At 65.5% G+C, this 14,330-nt stretch carries 18 protein-coding genes; 9 read left to right on the plus strand and 9 right to left on the minus strand.

Annotated features, from left to right (window positions below):
* Nucleotides 1–3: 3 nt before the first annotated feature.
* The gene (gene minE / locus RQP54_RS05685; RefSeq protein WP_315677198.1) at nt 4–267 is read left to right on the plus strand and encodes a cell division topological specificity factor MinE; all 264 of its coding nucleotides are present in this window, start codon (nt 4–6) and stop codon (nt 265–267) included.
* Between the two features lie 79 nt (nt 268–346).
* Nucleotides 347–2,179, plus strand: a complete 1,833-nt coding sequence (locus RQP54_RS05690; RefSeq protein ID WP_315677199.1) for a HAMP domain-containing sensor histidine kinase — start codon at nt 347–349, stop codon at nt 2,177–2,179.
* A 68-nt stretch (nt 2,180–2,247) separates the two neighbouring features.
* Here RQP54_RS05690 and RQP54_RS05695 read toward each other — a convergent pair whose 3' ends face one another.
* Complete coding sequence (locus RQP54_RS05695; protein ID WP_315677201.1) at nt 2,248–3,009, minus strand: NRDE family protein; 762 nt, start codon at nt 3,007–3,009, stop codon at nt 2,248–2,250.
* 15 nt (nt 3,010–3,024) lie between these two features.
* On the minus strand, nt 3,025–3,486 hold the full coding sequence (locus RQP54_RS05700) for an Lrp/AsnC family transcriptional regulator (RefSeq protein ID WP_315677202.1): 462 nt from the start codon (nt 3,484–3,486) through the stop codon (nt 3,025–3,027).
* 250 nt (nt 3,487–3,736) lie between these two features.
* On the opposite strand from RQP54_RS05700, the gene RQP54_RS05705 reads away from it, so the two are divergent.
* Together RQP54_RS05705 and RQP54_RS05710 are read left to right on the plus strand one after the other, a co-directional pair.
* Nucleotides 3,737–3,919 carry a hypothetical protein gene (locus RQP54_RS05705; protein ID WP_315677203.1) on the plus strand — a complete coding sequence of 61 codons (183 nt, stop codon included), beginning with the start codon at nt 3,737–3,739 and terminating at the stop codon, nt 3,917–3,919.
* Nucleotides 3,916–4,404, plus strand: coding sequence for a pyridoxamine 5'-phosphate oxidase family protein (locus RQP54_RS05710; protein WP_315677204.1), 489 nt, complete (start codon nt 3,916–3,918; stop codon nt 4,402–4,404). Before RQP54_RS05705 ends, RQP54_RS05710 begins: the two co-directional genes overlap by 4 nt.
* A 30-nt stretch (nt 4,405–4,434) precedes the next feature.
* Here the strand turns inward: RQP54_RS05710 and RQP54_RS05715 are convergent, their stop codons facing one another.
* Entirely contained in the window at nt 4,435–5,175 is a 741-nt protein-coding gene (locus tag RQP54_RS05715; RefSeq protein WP_315677205.1) for a glutamine amidotransferase-related protein, read from the minus strand.
* Between the two features lie 335 nt (nt 5,176–5,510).
* Between RQP54_RS05715 and infA the strand changes: the two genes are divergently transcribed.
* Complete coding sequence (gene infA, locus RQP54_RS05720) at nt 5,511–5,771, plus strand: translation initiation factor IF-1 (protein WP_315677206.1); 261 nt, start codon at nt 5,511–5,513, stop codon at nt 5,769–5,771.
* 72 nt (nt 5,772–5,843) lie between these two features.
* Here the strand turns inward: infA and RQP54_RS05725 are convergent, their stop codons facing one another.
* Both RQP54_RS05725 and RQP54_RS05730 read right to left on the minus strand, forming a co-directional pair.
* Nucleotides 5,844–6,938: a 3-deoxy-7-phosphoheptulonate synthase gene (locus RQP54_RS05725; RefSeq protein WP_315677207.1), complete on the minus strand. Its 1,095-nt coding sequence runs from the start codon at nt 6,936–6,938 to the stop codon at nt 5,844–5,846.
* A 59-nt stretch (nt 6,939–6,997) separates the two neighbouring features.
* Nucleotides 6,998–7,510 carry a DNA-deoxyinosine glycosylase gene (locus tag RQP54_RS05730; protein WP_315677208.1) on the minus strand — a complete coding sequence of 171 codons (513 nt, stop codon included), beginning with the start codon at nt 7,508–7,510 and terminating at the stop codon, nt 6,998–7,000.
* Nucleotides 7,511–7,611: 101 nt separating this feature from the next.
* Here RQP54_RS05730 and RQP54_RS05735 point away from each other — a divergent pair, with 101 nt between their 5' ends.
* Nucleotides 7,612–8,778, plus strand: coding sequence for a GGDEF domain-containing protein (locus tag RQP54_RS05735; protein ID WP_315677209.1), 1,167 nt, complete (start codon nt 7,612–7,614; stop codon nt 8,776–8,778).
* Here the strand turns inward: RQP54_RS05735 and RQP54_RS05740 are convergent.
* Nucleotides 8,756–9,112: a RidA family protein gene (locus RQP54_RS05740; RefSeq protein ID WP_315677210.1), complete on the minus strand. Its 357-nt coding sequence runs from the start codon at nt 9,110–9,112 to the stop codon at nt 8,756–8,758. The two genes, RQP54_RS05735 and RQP54_RS05740, sit on opposite strands and share 23 nt — an antisense overlap.
* Nucleotides 9,113–9,201: 89 nt before the next feature.
* Between RQP54_RS05740 and RQP54_RS05745 the strand changes: the two genes are divergently transcribed.
* Both RQP54_RS05745 and RQP54_RS05750 read left to right on the plus strand, forming a co-directional pair.
* Complete coding sequence (locus RQP54_RS05745) at nt 9,202–9,993, plus strand: ferritin-like domain-containing protein (RefSeq protein ID WP_315677211.1); 792 nt, start codon at nt 9,202–9,204, stop codon at nt 9,991–9,993.
* Nucleotides 9,994–10,035: 42 nt separating this feature from the next.
* Nucleotides 10,036–10,746 (plus strand): hypothetical protein, encoded by a 711-nt coding sequence (locus tag RQP54_RS05750; RefSeq protein ID WP_315677212.1) that lies wholly within the window; start codon nt 10,036–10,038, stop codon nt 10,744–10,746.
* Between the two features lie 70 nt (nt 10,747–10,816).
* Here the strand turns inward: RQP54_RS05750 and RQP54_RS05755 are convergent, their stop codons facing one another.
* Nucleotides 10,817–11,146 (minus strand): rhodanese-like domain-containing protein, encoded by a 330-nt coding sequence (locus RQP54_RS05755; protein ID WP_315677213.1) that lies wholly within the window; start codon nt 11,144–11,146, stop codon nt 10,817–10,819.
* A 65-nt stretch (nt 11,147–11,211) separates the two neighbouring features.
* Here RQP54_RS05755 and RQP54_RS05760 point away from each other — a divergent pair, with 65 nt between their 5' ends.
* Entirely contained in the window at nt 11,212–12,498 is a 1,287-nt protein-coding gene (locus RQP54_RS05760; RefSeq protein ID WP_315677214.1) for an alanine racemase, read from the plus strand.
* 71 nt (nt 12,499–12,569) lie between these two features.
* Here the strand turns inward: RQP54_RS05760 and RQP54_RS05765 are convergent, their stop codons facing one another.
* Both RQP54_RS05765 and RQP54_RS05770 read right to left on the minus strand, forming a co-directional pair.
* Nucleotides 12,570–13,286 carry a hypothetical protein gene (locus tag RQP54_RS05765; protein ID WP_315677215.1) on the minus strand — a complete coding sequence of 239 codons (717 nt, stop codon included), beginning with the start codon at nt 13,284–13,286 and terminating at the stop codon, nt 12,570–12,572.
* An 82-nt stretch (nt 13,287–13,368) separates the two neighbouring features.
* Nucleotides 13,369–14,292, minus strand: a complete 924-nt coding sequence (locus RQP54_RS05770) for a LysR family transcriptional regulator (RefSeq protein ID WP_315677216.1) — start codon at nt 14,290–14,292, stop codon at nt 13,369–13,371.
* Nucleotides 14,293–14,330: the final 38 nt, after the last annotated feature.

The raw sequence follows: 14,330 nt of genomic DNA on the forward strand, positions 1-14,330 counted from the left end.
GCCATGGCATCCCTCCTGTCCTTTTTCCTGGGCGAGAAGAAGTCCACGGCCAGTGTCGCCAAGGAGCGCCTGTCCATTCTTCTGGCCCACGAGCGTGCCGGGCGCAATGCCTCGGCCCCCGACTACCTGCCCGAGCTGCAGCGCGAACTGGTGGCAGTGATCAGCAAGTACGTCAAGATCAATCCCGAGGACATCAAGGTCATCGCCGGTCGCCAGGACAACCTGGAAACCCTGGAGGTGAAGATCGAGCTTCCTGAGAGTCGCTGAGACCACGTACGTGCCGAGGGTTTGAAGCCCTAGGCAGCGCCCAATTGTGTTTTGCCGGGCTCTGCCTATACTGGGTTGGGTGAACTCCGACACCCTTGCCCAACGCGCACTGCTGCCCGGTGCGCGCCTCGTCGGGCGCCTGTACTGGGCCACGGCCGTGCTGAACCTGGCTTATCTGGCACTGATGCTGGTGCAGGACAGCCCCATGCGACGCTTCATTGCACCGGCTGGGGTGGTGCTGATCTCTGCCTTGTGCATAAGCCTGCAAAGGCGCCAGAGACCCCGTGCTGCCATGGCCGTGTATGTCTGGGGTGTGTGGACGACCATCGCGCTTCAGGCATTCGCGCGTGGGGGGGTGCATCAGCCCGCCTTGTTCGCACTCCCTGCCTTGTTCATGGTGGCCGGTTGGGTATTGGGTGTACGCCAGGGTGTGATGTTGGCCCTGGCCTCCATTGCACTGGTGCTGGTGCTGGCGGTGGCCGAACAATGGCAGTGGCTGGACCTGCACGTCGACATCAGTCCGCTGAACTATGCGGTGCCCCTGGTGCTGGTGCTGTTGGTCAGCCTGGCCGTGCTGCTGTTCATCCTGCAGGTGCACTGGAAGGAAGTGCAGCAGACCGAAAGCCTGAACCAGTCGCTCGAAGCCACGGTGGCGCAATTGCGCGCTGGAGAAGAGGCACTGCACCGTTCCGAGCAGCGCTTCTTCAAGCTCAACGCCTCCAGTCCCCTGCCCATTGCCGTGACCCGGCTGGAGGATGGTCGCTACCTCTACGTCAACGCCGCATGGGAGCGCACCTTTGGCTGGGATGCGCAGACCGCGCTGGAAAAAACCGCGATTGATCTGCGATTCTGGGAGAGTCTTGCGCTGCGGGCTACGTGGATCGAGGACTTGCGCCTACACGGCCGGTCGCTCAACCATGAGATGGTGGTCACCACGCGCAGTGGCCAGCGCATGGACCTGATCCTGAACGCCGAGTTCATCGATTTTGATGGCCAGCCCGCGGTGCTGGCGGTGTTCCTGGACCAGAGCGAGCGCAAGCGCACCGCCGATGAACTGCATCGACTCAATACCGAACTGGAACAGCGGGTGCAGGCCCGTACGGCCGAACTGAGCCAGACGCTGGACATGCTCAAGCGCAGCCAGGACGAACTGGTGCATGCCGAGAAACTGGCTTCGCTGGGCAGCCTGGTTGCAGGGGTGGCCCACGAACTCAACACCCCCATCGGCAATGCCCTGGTGAGTACCAGCGCCTTGGCCGACCTCAGCCGCGAGTTTGCCCAGCAGTACGCCCGTGGCGACCTGCGGCGTTCGGCCTTGGAGGCCTATGTGCAGCAGTGCAGCGAGGGTGCGGAGCTGGCACAGCGCTCGCTGCGTCGTGCCAGTGAGCTGGTGCACAGCTTCAAGCAGGTGGCAGTGGACCAGTCGTCCGAGCGGCGGCGATCCTTCGACCTGTCGGGCATGCTGCACGAGGTGGTGGATACGCTGCGGCCGAATGCCAAGGGCAAGCCCTGGCAGATCCGGCTCGACGTTGCACCGGGCATTGCCATGGAAAGCTACCCCGGTCCCCTGGGGCAGGTGGTCATCAACCTGGTCATGAATGCCTTGCTCCATGCCTTTGAGGGTCGGGAACGCGGCGAGGTAGTGCTGCAGGGCAGCGTGGCGCGCCCGGGTTGGGTGACCCTGTCCTGCAGTGATGATGGCCAGGGCATTGCTCCCGAGCACCTGCCGCGTATCTTCGATCCCTTTTTCACCACCAAGCTCGGCCAAGGCGGCTCCGGACTGGGCTTGGCCATTGTGCACCGGCTGGTGACCCAGGTATTGCAGGGCGACATCAGCGTCGAGAGCACACTGGGACACGGTACCCGGTTCGTCCTGAGCCTGCCGCTACTGGTGTCTGAACCGCAACTCTAGCCTGCTACCAGTTGCTATATTAACGATAGCTGCCTACGCAGCTTTTATGCCGGCTTCCGGCCAATTCATCACTCTGCGTCAAAAACCAGACTGGTGCGGGTGCACACCTGGGCCTGTACCGGTGCATGGACCTGCTCGCAAAAGCGTACGCTGCTGTGCGCCATGCGCAACACGCTGCTGGCCCGGGTGCCGTACTGCGGTGTGCGGATGAATATCGATGACAGGGCCTGCTCCACTGCGGCGGGTACACCCGTGGCAGGCAGTTCGTGTGGCGCCGCCTCGGTGGTGTCGGCCAGCAGCTGCAGCAGGGCCTCGTCGTCGCATGGTCCGCCAGCGACGGCGCTCTGCAGGCCCGATAGCAGGCGTTTCACCTTGGGCCAGGGGGTGTGGAAGTCGCCGTTGGACACCGCGCCCCAGCCGGGCTCCAGCGTGACGATGCGGCCGTGGCGCCCTTCGAGCCCCAGCAGAGCCTCACCATCCCACAGCAGCAGGTTGAACGGGTTGAAGTCGCCGCTACGCGGCGCCAGATTCGCCAGGTAGTCAGACGCCGAGGCGCTGCCCTCCAGGAAGTCACTCACCAGGGTGCCGCGCGATGCCACGTCGGTGCGCGGTGCCTGTCCGGTGCGGTAGTTGGTCAGGGCGGCAAAGCGCCGCGTGCGCCCCACGCCCATCCAGGTGCCACCGGCATGCAGGTCGCGCCCAGCCAGCACCTGGCCACCCGGCCACAGGTGCAAGGCCTGCGCCGGGCGCGCGTAGGCTTCGTCACGGTTGGCCACCAGCAGCAGCTCGGTGGGGTCGCCGGGTTGCCAGTGCCAGGCCAGGATGCACATGCTGCAGCTCCGCGATCAGAGCGGCAGCGCCGTCTTGTCGACCACGCGGCGCAGTACGAAGCTCGAGTGCACCCCGGTCACCCCTTCGATGCGGGTGATCTTGTTGAGCAGCAGGGTCTGGTAGTGGTCCATGTCGCGCACCGCCACCTTCACCTGGTAGTCGGCGTCCTGCCCGGTGATGAGCAGGCACTCCAGCACCTCGGGCAGCACGCTGATGGTGCCTTCGAAGTTGGCAAAGCGCTCGGGCGTGTGCTTGTCCATGGAAATGTGGATCAGCGCGATCAGCGTCAGACCCAGCTTCTTGGCGTCGAGCACGGCACGGTAGCCCTGGATCAGGCCCGACTCCTCCAGCGCACGCACCCGGCGCAGGCAGGGGGAGGGCGACAGGCCAATGCGCTCGGCCAGGTCCTGGTTGGCGATCCGACCTTCGGCCTGCAATATCTCCAATATTTGCCGGTCATACCGATCCAGTTCCATAGCGTGTCTCCTTTTGCTTTTGCGTTAGCAGAATATGCCAAATATTAGCCATATTGGAGCAACTTAGCAATTCCCTGTCCTGGCCCTCCAACTACACTTTCCTGCATCTGTTGATCGCAGCACACCCACCACGCTGGCCACAAGCCGGGGTCGGTACACCGAGGCTTTACCGGGCCGCGCGTGGCAAAAGAACGGTCCCCGTCCTGTTACCGCAGGCGGGGACTTTTTGTTTCTGCTCTACCATGGTGCCATGAATGACCGCGAAAAAATGGCGGCGGCCACGCAGTGGCTGCGCCCCTACACCCGTTGGGCCGCGCGCTTTGCCATGGCGGCGCCGGCCTGGGTACCTGGCTTCGTCCGCCATGCCCCCATCAAAAGCGTGCACTGGATACTGCGCGCCTACCAGCGCGCCCTGCAAAAGGCGTCGTCATGAGTCACCTGCCCCGCCTGACGGTAGAACTGGCCGTGCTGCTGCATACCCAGCGCGTCGCGGCGCTGGGCACGCTCGACGCCCAGGGCCTGCCCTTTGTCTCGATGGTGCCCTACGCGATCGCCATCGAACCCGGGCTACTGGTGCTGCATGTGAGCGGCTTGGCGGCCCATACCGGCAACATGGAGCGAAGCCCTGCGGTATCGGCGCTGGTGATGCGCTCCGAAGTGGCGGGTGAGCCGGTGCATGCGTTGCAGCGCGTCACGCTCAGCGCCCGTGCCGAGACCCTGGCGCCCGAACACCCCCTGTACGCGGCCTGCCGCGCTGCCTACCTGCAGCGTTTTCCCGAGGCGGAGCCGATGACGGAGTTGCCCGACTTCCGGTTCGTGGCCCTGCATCTGCAGCAGGCGCGTCAGGTGGCGGGTTTCGGCGCCGCCCGTTCGGTGGACTTTGATACCTTGCAGGAAGCCCTGCGCACGCTGCCCTGAGCGGGCAGCACGGCATTTTTCCAGGTTGGATCAGGCCGCCTGGGCCAAGGCGGCGGTCGACCTGCCTTCGACAAAGGCGATGATCATGCGGGCGATGGCATCGCCTTCGTGGCCCTGCTCCAGGCTGGCCAGGGCCTTGTCCACCTTCTCGTCGGTCCAGGAACCGCGGCGGCGCTTGATCAGGAAGCTGCTGTAGTCGGGCACGAACTCGGGGTGGGCCTGCACGCAGAACACCTCATTGCCCTTGGCATAGGCCGCCACCGGGCAGAAATCGCTGGTGGCCACGAGGCGTGCACCAGCGGGGAGCTCGAGTACCTGGTCCTGGTGGCTGGCCAGCAGCGACACCTGGGTGCGGCCATTGGCACCCGGAAAACCGGGTTCTTTCCACTCATAGGTCATGCGGCCGGTGCCCCAGCCCTTGTCGCTGCGGCCTACCTTGGCGCCCATGCAGTAGGCGATGAGCTGGTGGCCGAAGCAGATGCCCACGAGTTTCTTCTTCTGGGTCAAGAGCGTGCGTACGCGCCGGCGCAGTTCGACCACCCAGGGTTCATCGGAAAACGAGTCGTACTTGCTGCCGGTCAGCAGCACCGCATCGAAGCGGTCAAAACTGTCCGGGTATTGCTGCGCGGTGGCATCGAATACCTCCACATTCCAGTCGCTGGCCCCGGCTTGCCGTAATAGCTTTTCCACCATGACGCCGTAGTTGATGTAGGTAGGCGCTGCAGCGGGGTCCAGCGTGTCGTTGTTCAGAATGCAGAGGGAGGTGGCCATTGACGCAAGATAGATTCAAAGGTGGTGGAAGAAGGCGCGATTGAACGACCTTTTGCGCTGCCGCAATAGAGCCAATTTGCAAAAAAGCAGCGCCAAATTGGTATTTCGGCCAATAAATTTGGGGTTTTCCCTTGCACATGCTACAGTTTCGGGTTGCTTTGAGTGCCCAGTCGCTTGTTGCTCAGGTTAGGAAAAAACAGCCCCGTTCACGCGGGAGATTGACGGATTGACCTTGACGTGGCGACAGCGCAAGACAGTGCCATTTTCTGCATTGCATTGCGCCAGCCACTTCAAAAGCAGACCGCAACGTTTTGAGCTAACAGGAAATTACAAGCATGGCAAAGGAAGAACTGATCGAGATGATGGGCGTGGTCAACGAAGTGTTGCCCGACACCCGCTTTCGCGTAACGCTGGACAACGGCCACCAACTGATCGCCTACTCGGCCGGCAAGATGCGCAAGAACCACATCCGCATCCTTGCGGGTGACCGCGTCTCGCTGGAACTGTCGCCCTACGACCTCTCCAAGGGCCGCATCAACTTCCGCCACATCGAAGGCCGTCCCCCCATGGGCAGCGGCGGCGGCAACCGCCGCTGATACCGCGGCACTTGCTCCGCATACAAAAAAAGGCACCTCTGCGAGGTGCCTTTTTGCTTTGCAGGGTGCGTATCAGGTGCGGGCGCGGCGTTGCCGCACGGCGCTGGCCAGCTGCTCCAGTACCGGAATGGTCTGCGCCATGCTGATACAGGCATCCGTCACCGAGACGCCGCGCTTGAGCGGTGTGCCGGGCTTGATGTCCTGGCGGCCCTCTTCGAGGTGGCTTTCGATCATGATGCCGGTGATGCGCTGGTCGCCCGCGGCGATCTGGGCCGCCACTTCGCCCGCCACCACGATCTGGCGCGCATGCTGCTTGGAACTGTTGGCGTGGCTCACGTCGATCATCACCTGCTCGCGCTGGCCCGCGGCCTTGAGCAGGGCGCAGGCCGCGTCCACGTCTTCACTGGAATAGTTGGGCTGCTTGCCGCCGCGCAGGATCACGTGGCAGTCGTCATTGCCGCGGGTTTCGAAGATGGCGGCCTGGCCCATCTTGGTCATGCCCATGAAGGCGTGCGGGGCCTTGGCTGCCAGAATGGCGTCGGTGGCTACCTTGATGCCGCCGTCGGTACCGTTCTTGAAGCCCACCGGGCAGGACAGGCCGCTGGCCAGCTGCCGGTGGCTCTGGCTCTCGGTGGTGCGCGCACCGATGGCGCCCCAGCTCACCAGCTCGCTGATGAACTGCGGCGACAGCAGGTCCAGGAACTCGGTGGCCACGGGCAGGCCCAGTTCCAGCACGTCCAGCACCAGGCGGCGCGCCATTTCCAACCCTTCGTTGATGGCAAAGCTGTCGTCCAGGTGCGGGTCGTTGATGTAGCCCTTCCAGCCCACGGTGGTGCGCGGCTTCTCGAAGTACACCCGCATCACCACCAGCAGTTCGTTCTTCAGGGCGTCGGCCTGCACTTTGAGCTGGCGGGCGTAGTCCATGGCCTGGTCGTGGTCGTGGATGGAGCAGGGCCCGACCACCACGATGAGACGGTCGTCGCCGCCGTGCAGCACATCGGAAATCGCAGCACGGCTGCTTTCCACCAGTGCCTGGGCCGCCGCCGGCACCGGCAGCTTCTCCTCCAGCAGCGCCGGGGTGATGAGCGGGCGCACCGCGCCGATGCGCACATCGTCGATGCGGGTGGTGTCGTGGGTGGTCAGGCGGGCGGCGGTGGCGGTAGTCATGCTGCGGATTTGATAGCTGCTTGCGCAGATTGGGTGCGGGCAAAACGCCTATTTTAGGTTCAAACCAGGCCGCACTCCTGCATCACGGCCCGCCACGCGGCGAGTTTGCGTTCGAAGCTCCAGCTGGCATTGGCCGGGCTGGTGCTGGGCAAGCGGTACACCCGCACCCCCAGGCTGCGGGTGTGGCGGGCGTGCTTGAAGCTCTCGCCACCGTTGTGGGCGATGGCACGCAGTTGGGGCAACTGCAGGGCGGCGATGTCGTTGGGCGTGGCATTGCGGATGGCGCTGTCCAGGCTGCCTGCGCGCTCGCAAGCGGCGTATACGTCCCACAGGCCCAGGCCGCGCGCCAGCAGCCAGTTGCTACGCTGTTCATAGCTTTCAACGCACAGCGCATCTGGGCTTTCGGGCCAGATGGCTTGCAGAATCTTCCAGAACTGGTTTTGCGGGTGGGCGTAGTACTGTTGCAGCTGCAGCGAGCGGCCTCCGGGGAAGCTGCCCAGGATCAGCAGGCGCGTGTCCGGTCCGACCAGGGGCGGCAAACCGGTCAGCAAGACAGGCAAGGGAAGGTTCATGGCAGCAGTGGCGCAGGCCACGCCGAGCATAGCGCAGCGGCGTGCACCCACGGGGCACTGGCCGGTGGCATACTGCCCCTCACGCCATCTCCGAGACTGCCGTGGAACTGCATCTTCCCACTTTCTACCTGGCCGCCATCATCCTGACGGCGGCCATGGCAACGGTCATGGCGGCGGCGGCCCTGCGCAATCCAGTGCTGCGCCTGGTTCCCACGGCCCGCGCCCTGGGCTTTTCCCTGCTCGCATTCGTCCTGTTCCGGTTCCGGGTGCACCTGGGCGAGCCCCTGGCCGTGCTGGTGGGCAATATGTGCCTGAGCCTGGCCCTGAGCGAGTACGCCAGCGGCCTGCTGGGCATGCTCGATCGCCGGTTCCCGATGCTGCTGCGCTGGGCTCCGGTGCTGCTGGTGGGTCTGGTTTCGCTGCTGTTCCTGTATGCCACGTCACCGCGCCAGATCGGTGTGGGCCTGCTGCTGGTGGCGCAGGCCGGCATTCTGGTCTGGACCCTGCTGCAGTACCGTTCCGCTGATCGCGGTGTGGGCTACTGGTTCCTGGTTGCGGGCGTGTTCGGGTGCATGGGTACCTTCCTGCTGCGCGCCCTGGCGCTGGCCTGGCTGCCTGACCCCTGGGGTGGGCTCGACCGGACCTGGCTCCTGTCCCTGTTCACGGTCATCGTTCTGCTGGCTGGCGCGGTGTTCATGGCCACCGGCACCCTCGTCATGGCGCTGGAGCACCAGGTTCTGCGCAACCTGCAGCTGGCGATGGCAGATGCGCTCACCGGCCTGCCCAACCGCCGCCACGCCCTCGATGCGCTGGCCCGGGCCCATTCGGCCGCCCTGCGTGCGCAGCAGCCGCTGGGTCTGCTCATGGTCGATGTCGACCGCTTCAAGGAAGTCAACGACACCTATGGCCACCCGGCAGGTGATGCCGTGCTTGTGCGCGTGGGGGCGGTGCTGCGCAAGCGCCTGCGGGCCCATGATCTGGCTGCCCGCTTCGGTGGCGAGGAGTTTCTGGTGCTGCTGCCCGCCACCGACAGCGCGGGGGCGCAGCAATTGGCCGAGGCCCTGCGCCAGGCGGTAGCGCATGAGCGCGTGGAGGTGGCGCCCGGCAAGCTGATCGGCATCACCGTCAGCGTGGGACTGAGCGCCGGGCTGGCCGACCCCGATATCCTGATCTCCTGTGCCGACGAGGCCCTGTACCAGGCCAAGGCCGACGGCCGCAACTGTGTGCGCGTGGGGCAGCTACCCGCTACAGCGGCGACGCCGCCGTGAAGGCAATTTCCAGCAGGTAGTCCGGGCTGGCCATTTCGGCGCAAACGCACACGCGGGCCGGGGCACAGCCTTCGGGCAGCCACGCAGCCCACAGGGCATTGAAGGCTGCCCGGTCGGCCATGTGCTTGAGGTAGATCGTGGCCATGAGCAGTCGGCTCTTGTCCGAACCGACCTTGGTCAGCGTGGCATCGGCCTGTGCCAGCAGGGCGCGGGTCTGGCTTTCGATGTCGGTTCCGCTCTCGGGCACTTCCACAAAGTAGGCGGTGTGGCCGTGCACCACGGCGTCGGACCACTGGGGCTGGGCGTTGATGCGGGTGATGGTGTGCTTGAGCATGGTGATATTCGGCTGCGTTGGGTGGCACGGAGTGTACGGGCGACTTGGTGGCACACTGCGGCCCTGTCCTCGCCCCTGTCCTGTCCACCATGCTGCGCCCCCTTGCCCTCCAGACCCTGCTGATCCCCTCCCTGGAAGGCAAGTTGCTGGCCACCGAGGCGCTGGATTGGAACGCACCCCTCGATTGCGCCGAGTCCTTGGTCGCCCCGGGCGACAAGCTGCCCGGGCGACCCCCGGCGCCCGTGCTGGTGCCACCGGCGGAACTGCGCAAGCGCGGGCTCGCCAGTGCCGAGGGCCGTGCCACCCTGCTGCACGCGATTGCCCACATCGAATTCAACGCCATCGACCTGGCGCTGGACATCGTCTGGCGCTTTGCCGGCATGCCCGAGTTGTTCTACCGCGAGTGGCTGCGCATTGCGCAGGAAGAGGCCTACCACTTCCGTCTGCTGCGGGCGCGTCTGCAGACCCTGGGCCATGACTACGGCGACTTCCCGGCCCACAACGGACTGTGGGAAATGGCCGAAAAGACCAAGGACGACCTGCTGGCACGGCTGGCGCTGGTGCCACGCACCCTTGAGGCGCGCGGCCTGGACGTGACCCCGCCCATGCGCGCCAAGCTCGCGCAGGCCGGTGACCTGGAGTCGGCGGCCGTGCTCGACATCATCCTGCGCGATGAGATCGGCCACGTGGAAGTGGGCAACCGCTGGTTCAAGCAGCTGTGCCAGCAGCAAGGGCTGGCACCGGTGGATGCCGCACGGCAGTTGGCCAGCCGCTACCGCGCCCCGGCCCAGCATGGCCCCTTCAATGTGGTAGCACGGCGTGCAGCCGGGTTCAGCGAGGAAGAGCTGGCGGCGCTGGATCGCGGAGCCAATACTGCGTAAACTGCGCGCTGCTGTCGTACACAAGTAACCAGGAAATCAGGGATGCAGTCTGCCTACATGGTATTGGGCGTGCCGGGCAACGCCTCGCCGCAAGACATCGAAGCCGCTTACCAGACGGCCGTGGCCTTTTTCACCAAGGAACGCCTGGTGGCAGATCCGAGCCTGTTGAACCGGCGCGAGCAGGTGCAGGAAGCCTACAAGGTGCTCAGCAACCCCGCATTGCGCCAGGCCCACGACCGCAAGCTTTCCGCAGCCGCTCGACCGGTGGTCGTAACAGTCCAGCCGGTAGAGCACTCCCCGATGCGCAAGTTGGCTCCGCTGGCCTTGGTGTGTGTTGCCTTGCTGGGCGGGGGCCAATGGTGGGCCAACAAACGCGAGGCACAACGCCAGCAGGCCCTGGTGCTGGAACAGCAGACCAAGCAACTCGAAGCCCAGCGGGCGGCCGAAGAAGCGACGCGCCTGGCCGAGGAAGAAAAGGACAAGCGCCGCAAGCAACTCGAAGACGAAGCGCGCGAGCGCCAGCTGCGCCGCGACACGCAGTACGCCAGCCAGCAAACGCAGTACACGGTCAACCAGCAGCTGCAATACCAGCGTCAATTGACGCAGGAGGAGGAGCGCGCCCGTCGTCAGGCCAAGCAGGAAGAAGCGCAGCGTCAGCGGGAGGCGGAATACGCTGCTCAGAAGCAGCAGACACGCGACCAGACCCAATTGCGCAACCTGTGCATCATCAACTACGGTCGGCCCAACTGCTGAAGAATTCGGCAGTTGCTATCAAAAAGGAAGCTGCTTACGCCCATTTTTCATGGGCTGGAGCCTGATTTGCTCAGGGCTTCTTCTGCAGCCGCTTGGCCGCCTCGTCGATGCCGCCATAGTTCTGGGCCTTGCTGTAGCCCATCTTTCGGAGCGTTTCTAGGGCCAGTTCCGAGCGGCGGCCCGAGCGGCAGTACAGGATTACCGTGTCGTCCTTGGACACCTTGGCCTTGCCGATTTCCTGGCCGATCAGCGCGTGGTCGATGTTGATGGCGCCCGCGATATGCCCGCTGGCGAACTCCTGCGGCGTACGCACGTCGATGACGACTTCCTTGGCTGTGGCCGACAGGGCCGACGCGGCGAACAGCAAGGCAGCCAGGGTGGAGCGCAGCAGGGTAGACATGGGCATGGAAACGCAGGACGCGGTGCAATGGGGAAGGCCCGATTATCGGCGCCTATCATCGCGCCATGACCACGCCCTACCGCTTTGACGCTCACCACAAGAACTACCCGGCCCATGCTCCGGCGCTGACCAGCGAAGAGATTGCTGCACAAGGCTGGAATGTGCTGGCCGACGACCTGTCCTACCCCCTGGCCACGTTGCGCCGCAGCGCCTTGGCGCACAACCTGCAATGGATGCAGGCCTATGCCCGACGCAAGGGCGCCTGGCTGGCGCCCCATGGCAAGACCACTATGTCGCCCGAGTTGTTTGCCATGCAGCTGGAGGCCGGCGCCTGGGGCCTGACCCTGGCCACGGTGTGGCAGGCGCAGACCGGTGTGGCGGCCGGGGCCCGGCGTATCCTCATTGCCAACCAGGTGCTGGCCGACGCTGACCTCGACGCGCTCGACGCCCTGCTGGCCGCCACCGCCGGGCTGCAGGTCTGTTTCCTGGTGGACTCGGTGGCCCAGCTGGGCTGCATCGAAGATTGGCGCGTACGTCGAAGCAACGGCCGCGGCAGCGCGCGGGTGTTCGACGTGCTGCTGGAAATGGGCTTTGAGGGCGGCCGCACCGGCTGCCGCACGCTGGAGCAGGCGCAGGCCCTGGCGCTGGCGCTGCACCACAGCCCGGCGGTAGCGCTGTGCGGCATCGAATGCTACGAAGGCCAGTTGGGTACCTGCGACAGCGCCCACGACGTGGCCGCGGTGGCGCCCCTGGTCGAACGGGTGCAGGCCTTGCTGCGCTGGTGTGATACGCAGGCGCTGATCGCGGGGGACGTGACCCTGGTGAGTGCCGGGGGCTCGGCGATCTTCGACCTGGTCATGCCGCTGCTGTCGGGCCTGGACATGCACAAGCCGCTGCAGGGCGTACTGCGCTCGGGCTGCTACATCACCCACGACCAGGGCCACTACCGGCGCTACCTGCAGTTGGTGGAGCAGCGCGAGGGCTTGGCCAGCTCCTTGGAGCCAGCACTGGAAGTCTGGTCGCTGGTGCAGTCCGTGCCCGAGCCCGGCCTGGCCCTGCTCACCTGTGGCCGGCGCGACATTTCCAGCGACATCGAAATGCCGCTGCCGCAGCGCTGGGCACCGCGCGGTGCGCGAAGTGCTGGGGCCGTACCGCCGCAGTGGAAGGTGACGGCCCTGAACGATCAGCACGCCTACCTGCGCTTCGACCCGCAGGGTGCCGTACCTGCCCTGGGCGACCGCGTGAGCCTCGGGCTGTCGCACCCCTGCACCACCTTCGACAAGTGGGGCTGGATGGTGCTGGTGGACGATGACTGGGGCGTCACCGGCGCCGTGCACACCTGTTTCGGTTAAGCAGACGCTATTGAAAACATAGCTGTATACGCAATGGATTCTGGGGCTTGGACGGATTTGCAACCAGTCCGTCAGGTCAGTTCCGCCATACGGCTGTCCAGCGGGGTGACGAAGGAGTTGTGCTCCCAGCCCGAGGGCACGCGGCTCGGCGGCATCTGGGTCTCGGGCCCCTCGTCGGCGAGCTCGGTCGGGTCGAAGTCGGTCATCAGGGTGCGCTCACGGTGTGCCACGCGCTGGCGCGTGACAGCTGCCTGCAGCGACTCGGCCTGGTCACGCACGCGCGGATCCACCGGATCGGCCGCCTGAAGGTTTGCCGCTGCCTCGCCCAGGAAGGCGGTGCGCAACTGGCTCGCATGGGGCAGGTTGGCCGGGTCCACCACCCAGTAGCGGATGCCGCACTGCGACAGCAGACCGTGCTTGAGGGACTGGTTGGACAGGGACAGCACGGCGGGGTTGTGCACGTCCACGCAGCCTACGGCGCGGCCTTCCGGGGTGCACACCGTATAACTGCAGTACACGCCGTTGAGCAGGGTGTACCAGTGGGTGGCCTCGTTGCGATTGTCGGGGGCGGTGAAGCGCGTCACCGGCAGTTTGACGAAGATCTGGTGGTCGGGAAACACCCGGTGCACCCAGCCCAAGGTGGCGCGTTCGGTGGTGTTGAGCAGCGGTCGCGCCTTGAGCGGCCACTGGCGTGGAATGCGCCGCTGCTGGCGCTTGTGGTGGCGCAGATAGAAGTAGTAGGCCAGTGCACCCGCACCGATGCCCACAAGGAAATACGCAATACCCATGCTGGAACTCCCTGGATGGCAGACCCTCTGCGGGGTCCTGTGCTGTAGACACCGCATGCTAGCGCGGACTGTGGTGCCTTGGCTAGGGCGCAGGCGGTGCCACCTGTGACAAAGTACGCAATACCAATCGGAGTATGTCGTCGAGCACCGGGTTGGGGGCGCGTGCGGCACGCTGGACCCAGGCCAGGTGCGACTCCAGCCCGTCCATCGGAAAGGGCAGCTGCACCAGGGTGCCGGCCTGCAGCCGGGCCTGGGCCGGCGCCACGATGCCGACGAACACCACATCGCTCTCGCTGGCCAGGTGCAGCATGGATTCCACGTCGTCACTGCCGATGGACAGGAAGCTGTCGGGGTGCGCCAGCGGGCCGAAACGCTCCACCGCGTGGCGTGCCACGCTCGAACTCACGCCGGTGCCGGCGGCCGGGTAGGCCTTGAGGTCGGCCAGCGTGGGCTCGGCCAGGCGGCACAGCGGGTGCCCGGCGCGGCACAGCACGCCGGTGGGCAGCTCGCACAGTTTCTGCACCACCAGGTCGCCGTTGGCGTGGGGAATGGAGCGCAGGTCCATCACCAGCGCGTCGAGCTGGCGTTCGCGCAGGGCCTGCAACTGCAGGTCCTGCAGGGCGCGCGAGATGCGGATCTTCATGCCACCCGGGTAGTCGCGGGCATGGCGCATCAGCGGCAGGGTCAGCAGCGCGGCCGGGGTGGCCCCCAGCCCGATGCGCACATGGCCGGCGTCGCCGCTCACGTGGTGCTGCACCACCTGGTGCAGTTCGTCGGTCTGGGCCACCACCTGGCGCGCGTGTTCGAGCACCGTCAGGCCGATGGGCGTGAGGCTGTGGCGGTGCCCCTGGCGCTCGATCAGGGCCACGCCGAGCTTGGATTCCAGCTCCGCAATGCTGCGGCTGAAGGCCGCCTGCGAGCGCCGCGTGCTGTCGGCACCGCGGGTGAACGAGCCGCTCTCGGCCAGGGCGATGAAATGGCGCAGTTGGGCAATGGTGGCGGTCATGATCGGAAAAACCGATGATTTTCGACGAAATTATGCAT

Source organism: Curvibacter sp. APW13 (assembly GCF_032337135.1).
Lineage (GTDB): Bacteria > Pseudomonadota > Gammaproteobacteria > Burkholderiales > Burkholderiaceae_C > Allorhodoferax.